At 72.6% G+C, this 8361-nt stretch carries 5 protein-coding genes and 3 tRNA genes; 2 read left to right on the top strand and 6 right to left on the bottom strand.

Annotation, left to right across the window (positions count from 1 at the left end; genetic code table 11):
* Window positions 1–21: 21 nt before the first annotated feature.
* The 6 genes from ACFY2K_RS03565 to ACFY2K_RS03540 all read right to left on the bottom strand — a co-directional run bounded on the left by ACFY2K_RS03565 (window position 22) and on the right by ACFY2K_RS03540 (window position 3314).
* Window positions 22–94: transfer RNA gene (locus ACFY2K_RS03565), tRNA-Glu, on the bottom strand.
* 27 nt (window positions 95–121) lie between these two features.
* Window positions 122–194: transfer RNA gene (locus ACFY2K_RS03560), tRNA-Glu, on the bottom strand.
* A gap of 48 nt (window positions 195–242) precedes the next feature.
* Window positions 243–314, bottom strand: a tRNA-Gln gene (locus tag ACFY2K_RS03555).
* A 251-nt stretch (window positions 315–565) separates the two neighbouring features.
* Window positions 566–2065 (bottom strand): glutamate--tRNA ligase, encoded by a 1500-nt coding sequence (gene gltX, locus ACFY2K_RS03550; protein ID WP_380525281.1) that lies wholly within the window; start codon window positions 2063–2065, stop codon window positions 566–568.
* On the bottom strand, window positions 2058–2858 hold the full coding sequence (locus tag ACFY2K_RS03545; protein ID WP_375891711.1) for a fumarylacetoacetate hydrolase family protein: 801 nt from the start codon (window positions 2856–2858) through the stop codon (window positions 2058–2060). Before ACFY2K_RS03545 ends, gltX begins: the two co-directional genes overlap by 8 nt.
* A 237-nt stretch (window positions 2859–3095) precedes the next feature.
* Window positions 3096–3314: a hypothetical protein gene (locus ACFY2K_RS03540; protein WP_375891710.1), complete on the bottom strand. Its 219-nt coding sequence runs from the start codon at window positions 3312–3314 to the stop codon at window positions 3096–3098.
* Between the two features lie 639 nt (window positions 3315–3953).
* Here ACFY2K_RS03540 and ACFY2K_RS03535 point away from each other — a divergent pair.
* On the top strand, window positions 3954–7853 hold the full coding sequence (locus ACFY2K_RS03535) for a nitrate- and nitrite sensing domain-containing protein (protein ID WP_387709400.1): 3900 nt from the start codon (window positions 3954–3956) through the stop codon (window positions 7851–7853).
* A gap of 10 nt (window positions 7854–7863) precedes the next feature.
* Window positions 7864–8277 (top strand): roadblock/LC7 domain-containing protein, encoded by a 414-nt coding sequence (locus ACFY2K_RS03530; RefSeq protein WP_030248297.1) that lies wholly within the window; start codon window positions 7864–7866, stop codon window positions 8275–8277.
* The last annotated feature ends 84 nt before the right edge of the window (window positions 8278–8361 follow it).

Below are 8361 nucleotides of genomic sequence, written 5' to 3'. Positions count from 1 at the left end.
CGCGATCCCTTGCGGGATCAGTACCCCCGACCGGATTCGAACCGGCGCTACTGCCGTGAGAGGGCAGCGTGCTAGGCCGCTACACAACGGGGGCTTTCCAGGCGATCCCTTGCGGGATCAGTACCCCCGACCGGATTCGAACCGGCGCTACTGCCGTGAGAGGGCAGCGTGCTAGGCCGCTACACAACGGGGGCTTGGATTTTCATTTGTACTGCTGGGTGACCGTTGCCGATCGTACTGCGCTGGGGTACCAGGACTCGAACCTAGACTAAATGAACCAGAATCACTCGTGCTGCCAATTACACCATACCCCACCAGAGTTGAACCCCTGCGGGCCCCTCTCAGGCGTTGCGCCTCTCGGTCGGTCCCGTTCCGAGGGGCTTTCGCTCCCTCGTCCGTTCCCTCCCGGGCGGCGCAGAAAGAACATTACCCGACGTCTGCCCTGGCTCCAAAATCGATAACCGCAGGCAGCGGTGGGGAGGCCGTCCGATGACCTCCGGGTGCGCCGCGGGCCCGGCACGGAGCCGGGCCCGCGGGCTGCTCAGGAGGCGCTTGCGCGGGCCGTTCAGGCCGTCGGCAGCGCGTCCAGGGCGGAACGGAGCCGGCGCAGCGTCTCGGGGCGGCCGAGCAGCTCCATCGACTCGAACAGCGGCGGCGAGACCCGGCGGCCCGTGACGGCCACCCGCAGCGGCGTGAAGGCGAACTTGGGCTTGATGCCCAGGCCCTCCACCAGGGCCTCGCGCAGCGCGGCCTGGATCGGCTCCGGGGTGAAGTCCGCGAGCTCCTCCAGCGCCTTGACGCTGGCCTCCAGCACCGGACCGGCGTCCGCGGTCAGCACCTTGGCGGCGTCGTCCGGGTCCACCGCGAAGTCGGCCGGGTCGACGAACAGGAAGCCGGCCATGTTGACGATCTCGCTCAGCACGACCATCCGCTCCTGGGTGAGCGGCGCGATCCGGGCGAGCAGGTCCAGCTGCTCGGCGGTCGGCTCGGCCGGCAGCAGGCCGGGGCCCTGGAGGAACGGCACCAGGCGGCGGACGAAGTCCTCCGGGGCCAGCCGGCGGACGTGCTCGGCGTTGATCGCCTCGCACTTCTTGAGGTCGAAGCGCGCCGGGTTGGAGTTCACCTTGGCCACGTCGAAGGCGGCGACCATCTCGTCCATGTCGAACAGGTCGCGGTCCTCGGCCAGCGACCAGCCCAGCAGGGACAGGTAGTTGAGCAGGCCCTCGCGGATGAAGCCGCGCTCGCGGTACAGGTTGAGCGAGGACTGCGGGTCGCGCTTGGAGAGCTTCTTGTTGCCCTCGCCCATCACGTACGGCAGGTGGCCGAAGCGCGGGGTGGCGCCCTCGCCGACGCCGATCTCGGCGAGCGCCGCGTACAGCGCGATCTGCCGCGGGGTGGAGGACAGCAGGTCCTCGCCGCGCAGCACGTGGGTGATGCCCATCAGGGCGTCGTCCACCGGGTTGACCAGGGTGTACAGCGGGGCGCCGTTGGCGCGGACGATGCCGTAGTCCGGGACGTTCTCCGGCTCGAAGGTGAGCGTGCCGCGCACCAGGTCGTCGAAGGAGATGGTCCGGTCGGGCATCCGGAAGCGCAGGATCGGCTCGCGCTTCTCCAGCTTGTAGACGGCGACCTGCTCCTCGGTCAGCTCGCGGCAGTGGCCGTCGTAGCCGGAGGGCTTGCCGGCCGCGCGGGCGGCCTCGCGCCGGGCGTCCAGCTCCTCGGTGCTGCAGTAGCAGTGGTACGCGTGGCCGGCCTCCTGGAGGCGGCGGGCGACGTCGGCGTAGATGTCCATCCGCTGCGACTGGCGGTACGGCGCGTGCGGGCCGCCGACCTCCGGGCCCTCGTCCCAGTCCAGGCCGAGCCAGCTCATGGCCTCCAGCAGCTGGGTGTACGACTCCTCGGAGTCGCGGGCGGAGTCGGTGTCCTCGATCCGGAAGACCAGCTTGCCGCCGGTGTGGCGGGCGTAGGCCCAGTTGAACAGGGCCGTGCGGACCATGCCCACGTGGGGGTTGCCGGTCGGGGACGGACAGAAGCGAACCCGGACGGCCGGGTCAGTGTTAGCCACGCTTGATCACCTTGTTGGCGAGAGTGCCGATGCCTTCGATGGAGACGGCGACCTCGTCGCCGACGTTGAGCGGGCCCACCCCTGCGGGCGTGCCGGTGAGGATGACGTCGCCGGGCAGCAGCGTCATGGCCTCGGAGATGTGGACGACCAGTTCGGCGACCGAGCGGATCATCAGGGAGGTGCGGCCGGTCTGGCGGAGCTCGCCGTTGACCGTGCAGGTGATCGCCAGGTCGGACGGGTCGAGGTCGGTCTCGATCCACGGGCCCAGCGGGCAGGCGGTGTCGAAGCCCTTGGCCCGGGCCCACTGGCCCTCGCGCTGCTGGACGTCCCGGGCGGTGACGTCGTTGGCGCAGGTGTAGCCGAGGATCACCTCGGGCACCCGGTCCAGCGGCACCTCGCGGCACATCCGGCCGATCACCACGGCGAGTTCGGCCTCGTGGTGGACGTCCGAGGAGAACGGCGGGTACGCGATGTTCTCGGTCGGGCCGATCACCGAGGTGGACGGCTTGAAGAAGGTGAGCGGGACGTCCGGGACGTCGTTGCCCAGCTCCGCCGCGTGCGCCGCGTAGTTGCGGCCGACCGCCACGATCTTGTTGGGGAGCATCGGGCTGAGCAGCCGGACGTCCTGGAAGCGGTAGCTCTCACCGGTGGGCTGGGGTTGGCCGAACGGGTGACCGGCCAGCTCGTGCACGACCAGCGAGTCGGGCCGGGACGGATCCCCCTCGACCACGCCGAAGGAAACGCTGCCGGCGGCAGGGCTCCCCTCCCGGACGGAAAACCTGGCAATGCGCACGGCTGGGCTACCCCTCGCTTCGTCGGCCGCCCGGGGCGCCCCCGGGCGCTGCTGGGCGCCCCGCCCGCCACGGGCGCGGCCCCGTCAATCGCGCCCAGGCTATCGCGTGGGGCCTCCCGCGACCCCTTCGGCCCTGTTCAGCGCGGTCGGGGCGGGAGGGCCCCGACCCGGGACGCACGAGGGCGCCGCCACCGCTGTTCGCGGTGACGGCGCCCTCGGGTCGCGCCAGGGGCGGGATCAGTCCCGGGGGGTGATGACGGGGGCGACCATCAGCTGGACGCGGCGCGGGTTGGCGGTGACGGCCGGCAGCTCGGTGCCGTAGGTGACGACGTCCTCGGGCTTGCGGGCACCCGGGATCCTGCTGAAGTCCTCGACCGAGGCCAGCGTGGTCCGGCGCGGGTTCGCCGTGGAGCGGCAGGACAGCGTGGACTTGGTGGCCTTCTTCGCCAGGGACATCGAGAGCACCTCGTGGTCGTGGCCGGGCGGTCCGCCAGGGATCCGCACCGGCCTGCGTGATTCCGATTGATTCGGAGGGGTTCTGGGCAGGCTGATCGGGGCCGTGCTCAGGAGACAGCCAAGGTTACGAGATCTCTTTCCATACGGGCCGTGACCAAAGCTACACATTCACCTGTGATTTTGCTCACAAATTGACGCACAAATCACGAATATCCGACATATTGCCGGATCGGAATTTCCCGACAATTCGCCCGGAACGGTCATTCCGGCAGGTCTGCGACTCTTGTCGATCTCCGGCCACGTTGGCATGTATCCGGCGAGTGTCCGAAAAAGGCGGTATTCCGGTCCGGTTACCGCACAGTCAGTGAGATCACGCATGCGGTCGGTAGTACCCGACCGTCGGTTCCGGCGGCCCTTGTTGGGATTCCCTCGCTGTGCTGGAATGCCACGGACCGTGGGTAGGGAGCAGTCCACCCCGGCGACCCGCTCTCCCGGACCGGCCGGGGTGCGGAAGGAAACTCGACACCGTCCAGGCCGTGGCGACGCGGCGGGACGCCCGGTCCAGAGGTTGCGACGCCAGTGCAGGGACGTTTCAAAAGGGGTAGCGGCGCCGCGGGTAACCCGGAGTCGCGCGAGCCCGTGGCAGCCCCTCAACAGGCGGCGGCCCCCGGCGGCCCGACCGACCCCGTGACGCCCGAGGCCCTCGCCCGGCCGGACGACGACGGCCAGGAACGGAAGTCCGCCCGGGACAAGCTCCGGACCACCCTGACCAGGCGCCGCGCCACCGGTCTGAGCCGGCTCGCGATGCGCAACTGGCGCATCCGCACCCGACTGATCGCCCTGCTCGCGCTGCCGGTCATGGTCTCGCTGGTCCTCGGCGGCCTGCGCATCCAGACCTCGATGCAGAACTCGCAGCAGCTCGCCCAGATGGCCAACCTGTCGGACCTGGCCAAGAAGGCGACCAACCTCGCGGACGCCCTGCAGACCGAACGCGACATCAGCGCCGGCTACATCACCAACCGGCCGAACGACCCGCTGGACGACGAGATCGTCGCCGCCCGCAAGAGCACCGACGACCTCAGCCGCACCTTCACCGCCTCCTCCGACAAGTTCGAGAACCTCCAGCTCTCCGGCGGGAAGGCGCTGCTGTTCCAGATCCGCAAGGACCTGAACTCGATCGCGGACGCCCGCAACACGCCGTACCAGAACAACCAGAACATCCAGGCGACGATCACCGCGTACGACGTGATCATCCGCGACCTCCTGGGCATCACCCAGGACATCGCGCTCGCCTCGAACAACCAGGACCTGCTCATCGCCACCCGCGCGCTGCAGCAGTTCTCGCTCGCCAAGGACGCCACCTCGCAGCAGCGCGCGCTGATCAGCGCCGGTCTGGGCAACCCCAAGGCCCCCGACCTGAGCGCGAGCGACGAGTCCTTCGGCATCCGCCTGCGCACCACGTACGACAACGCGCTGACCAGTTTCAACAACATCTACACCTCGCACGACCTGGACAACCTGCGCGGCCAGCTGAGCTACAACAACGTCATCGCCGAAGCGGACCGCTACTCGCGCTCGATCCTCCAGCCGGGCGGCATCCACCAGACCGAGGCGGTCTCGTACAAGGACTGGTACGAGAAGGCCACCACCAAGATCACGGCCGAGCGCCGGATCGAGGCCAAGCTGATCGAGGACCTCGACGGAAAGGCCCAGGACCTCCAGTCCCAGGCCGACACCGAGGCCCTGATCATCGGTGCCGCCGTCGCCCTGACCCTGATCATCGCCCTCGGCGGCGCCGGTCTGATCGCCCGCTCGATGGTGCGCTCGCTGACCCGCCTGCAGACCGCGGCCGAGGACGTCGCCGAGCGCCGCCTGCCCGAGCTGGTCAAGACGCTCTCCGAGAGCGACCCGCACGACGTCGACACCACGGTCGAGCCGGTCGCCGTCGACTCGACCGACGAGATCGGCCACGTGGCCCACGCGTTCGACATGGTGCACAGCGAGGCCGTCCGCCTCGCCGCCGAGCAGGCCCTCCTGCGCGGCAACATCAACGCGATGTTCACCAACCTCTCGCGCCGCAGCCAGGGCCTCATCCAGCGCCAGCTGTCGCTCATCTCCGAGCTGGAGAGCCGCGAGGCCGACCCGGACCAGCTGGCCAACCTGTTCAAGCTCGACCACCTCGCGACCCGCATGCGCCGCAACGGCGAGAACCTCCTCGTCCTCGCCGGTGAGGACCCGGGCCGCCGCTGGACCCGCCCCGTCCCGCTGGTCGACGTGCTCCGCGCCGCCGCCTCCGAGGTGGAGCAGTACGAGCGCATCGAACTCGCCGCCGTGCCGTCGGCCGAGGTCGCCGGCCGCGTCGTCAACGACCTCGTCCACCTGCTCGCCGAGCTGCTGGAGAACGCCACCTCGTTCTCCAGCCCGCAGACCCGCGTGCGGGTCACCGGCCACGCCCTGCCGGACGGCCGGGTGCTGGTCGAGATCCACGACACCGGCATCGGCCTCAGCCCGGACGACCTGGCCGAGATCAACGAGCGCCTGGCCAACCCGCCGACGGTGGACGTCTCGGTCTCCCGCCGCATGGGCCTCTTCGTGGTCGGCCGCCTGTCCCTGCGACACGGCATCCGGATCCAGCTGCGTCCGAGCGACTCCGGCGGCACCACCGCGCTGGTCATGCTCCCGGTCGACGTCACCAACTCCGCCGACCGGCGCGGCCCCGGCGGCCGTCCCGGCCCCGGCGCACCGGGCAAGCAGCAGCGCGGGGCCGCCCCGACGCCGCGCCAGCAGCGCCAGGTGCCGCCCGCCCGCCAGGGCGGCCCGGCCGCGCTCGGCCAGGGCCCGGCGGGCGGTGCCCCGCAGGGCGGCCGTCCGCAGCTCGGCCAGGGCGGTCCGTCCGCCCCCGCCGCGCCGACCGGCCCGGGTGCGCCCGGCGGCCGGACCGGCGGGCCGGCCGGACTGCCGACCCGTCAGGTCGGCCAGTCGCTGCGCGAGACCCCCCCGGCCCCGCAGGGCCAGCAGGCTCCGGGCCGGTCCGGTCAGGACGGCCTGCCGCAGCGCACCCCCGGCCAGCAGGGCCCGCAGGGCCCGGGTCAGCCGGGCCGGCGCGGCCAGGGCCGACCGGCCACGGCGCCGCAGGGTCAGGGCCCGCAGGGACCCGGCCAGCAGGCCCCCGGCCAGCCCGGTCAGCAGGGCCCCGGTCAGCAGGGCCCCGGCCAGCCGCAGCAGGCGCCGCAGGGCGCGCTGCCGCAGCGCTCCCCCGGCCGTCAGGGCCCGCCGCAGGGCGGCCCGAACGGCCTGCCGCGCCGCGGCCAGGGCCGCCCCGGCCAGGAACGTCCGCGTCCCGGCGGCGAGTTCGACGGTGCTCCGGGCGCTCCCGCGCCGCGGACCGGCGAGCAGCCGCAGCACGGCCGCCCCGGCGGTCCCGGCGCCCCGCAGCAGGGTGCCCGTCCGGGCAACCGTCCGCAGGACGGCCTGCCGCAGCGCACCCCCGGCCAGCAGGGCCCGCAGGGCCCGGGTCAGCCGGGCCGGCCCGGTCCGCAGGGCCCCCAGGGGCCTCAGGGTCCGCAGGGCCAGCGCCGCCCGCAGCGTCCCGGCCCGGAGGCGCCCCAGCAGGGCCGCCAGCCCCAGCCCCAGCTGCCCCCGCAGCAGCAGCCCCAGCCGCTGCCGTCGGCCGAGCCGGCGTCGGTGGAGAGCACCCAGCAGTTCGCCCGGCCGCGCTTCGAGGCCAGCCAGATCGACCCGCGGGACCCGCTGGGCCTCGGCCTGGTGGAGCCGGTGCTGCCGAACGTGCCGGGCCCGGCCCAGCCGCAGCCCCAGCAGCCGCAGCCGGCCCCGCAGCAGCAGGCGCCGCAGCAGCCGCAGCGCCAGGAGCCGATGGCCCTGCCGACCGGCCCGTCCGAGGCCACCGGCGAGCAGCCCTGGTACCCGCAGCAGGCCGACGGCCAGCCGCAGGGCCGGCCCCGTTCGTACCAGCCGCGCCGCCCCGGCACCTCCGCGCCGGACATCCAGCAGCCGGACCTCCAGCAGCCGGGCCGGCCGCAGCGGGCCCCGCAGCAGCAGCCCCGGCAGGAGCGCCCCCAGGCCCCCCAGGGCCAGGCGCCCCGGCAGCAGGCCCCGCAGGCCCAGCAGGCCCCCCAGCAGCAGGCCCCGCAGGGCCAGCCGCAGCCGCCGCAGCCGGGCGTCGGTGACGCGCCCTGGCGCCCGTCCGCGAACGACGAGCGCTGGCGCCGTGCCGAGCAGGTCCGCGAGCCCTCGACCAGCGGGGTCACCATGTCCGGCCTCCCCCGGCGGACCCCGCAGGCCAACCTGGTCTCCGGCACCGCCGAGGCCTCGCCGCTGACCGGTCCCCAGGTCTCCCGGGCCCCCGAGGAGGTCCGCGGCCGCCTGACCAACCTGCGCCGCGGCATCCAGCAGGGCCGGCGGGCCGGGGCCGAGCAGGCCGCCAACCAGCCGGGCTCCCAGCATGGTGCCCAGCAGCCCGGATTCGATAGTTTCGGTGGCCGGAGCGACGGCAACGGCGCAGATCACCAGGAGCGTTGAGTTGAACCAGATGAGCCAGGCCGCACAGAACCTGAACTGGCTGATCACCAACTTCGTGGACAACACCCCCGGGGTGTCCCACACCGTGGTGGTCTCCGCCGACGGCCTCCTGCTGTGCATGTCCGAGGGGTTCCCGCGCGACCGCGCCGACCAGCTCGCCGCCGTCGCCTCCGGCCTCACCTCCCTCACCTCCGGCGCCAGCCGGATCTTCGAGGGCGGCGAGGTCAACCAGACCGTCGTCGAGATGGAGCGCGGCTTCCTGTTCCTGATGGCCGTCAGCGACGGCTCCGCCCTCGCCGTCCTGGCCGCACCCGACTCCGACATCGGTCTGGTCGGGTACGAGATGGCCCTGCTCGTCGACCGGGCCGGCGCCGTCCTCACCCCCGCACTCCGCGCGGAACTCCAGGGCAGTCTCCTGCACTGACCGGAACCCACGCGGACCATCCACCGTTCCACCCCGCACCGGGTCCGACCCGACCGGACCCGGCGCCTCACCCTCAGCTACCCT

This window comes from Kitasatospora sp. NPDC001309, from assembly GCF_042896295.1.
Taxonomy (GTDB): domain Bacteria; phylum Actinomycetota; class Actinomycetes; order Streptomycetales; family Streptomycetaceae; genus Kitasatospora.
Note: the sequence above shows the minus strand (reverse complement) of the source record. Positions and strands in the feature narration are given on the sequence as shown.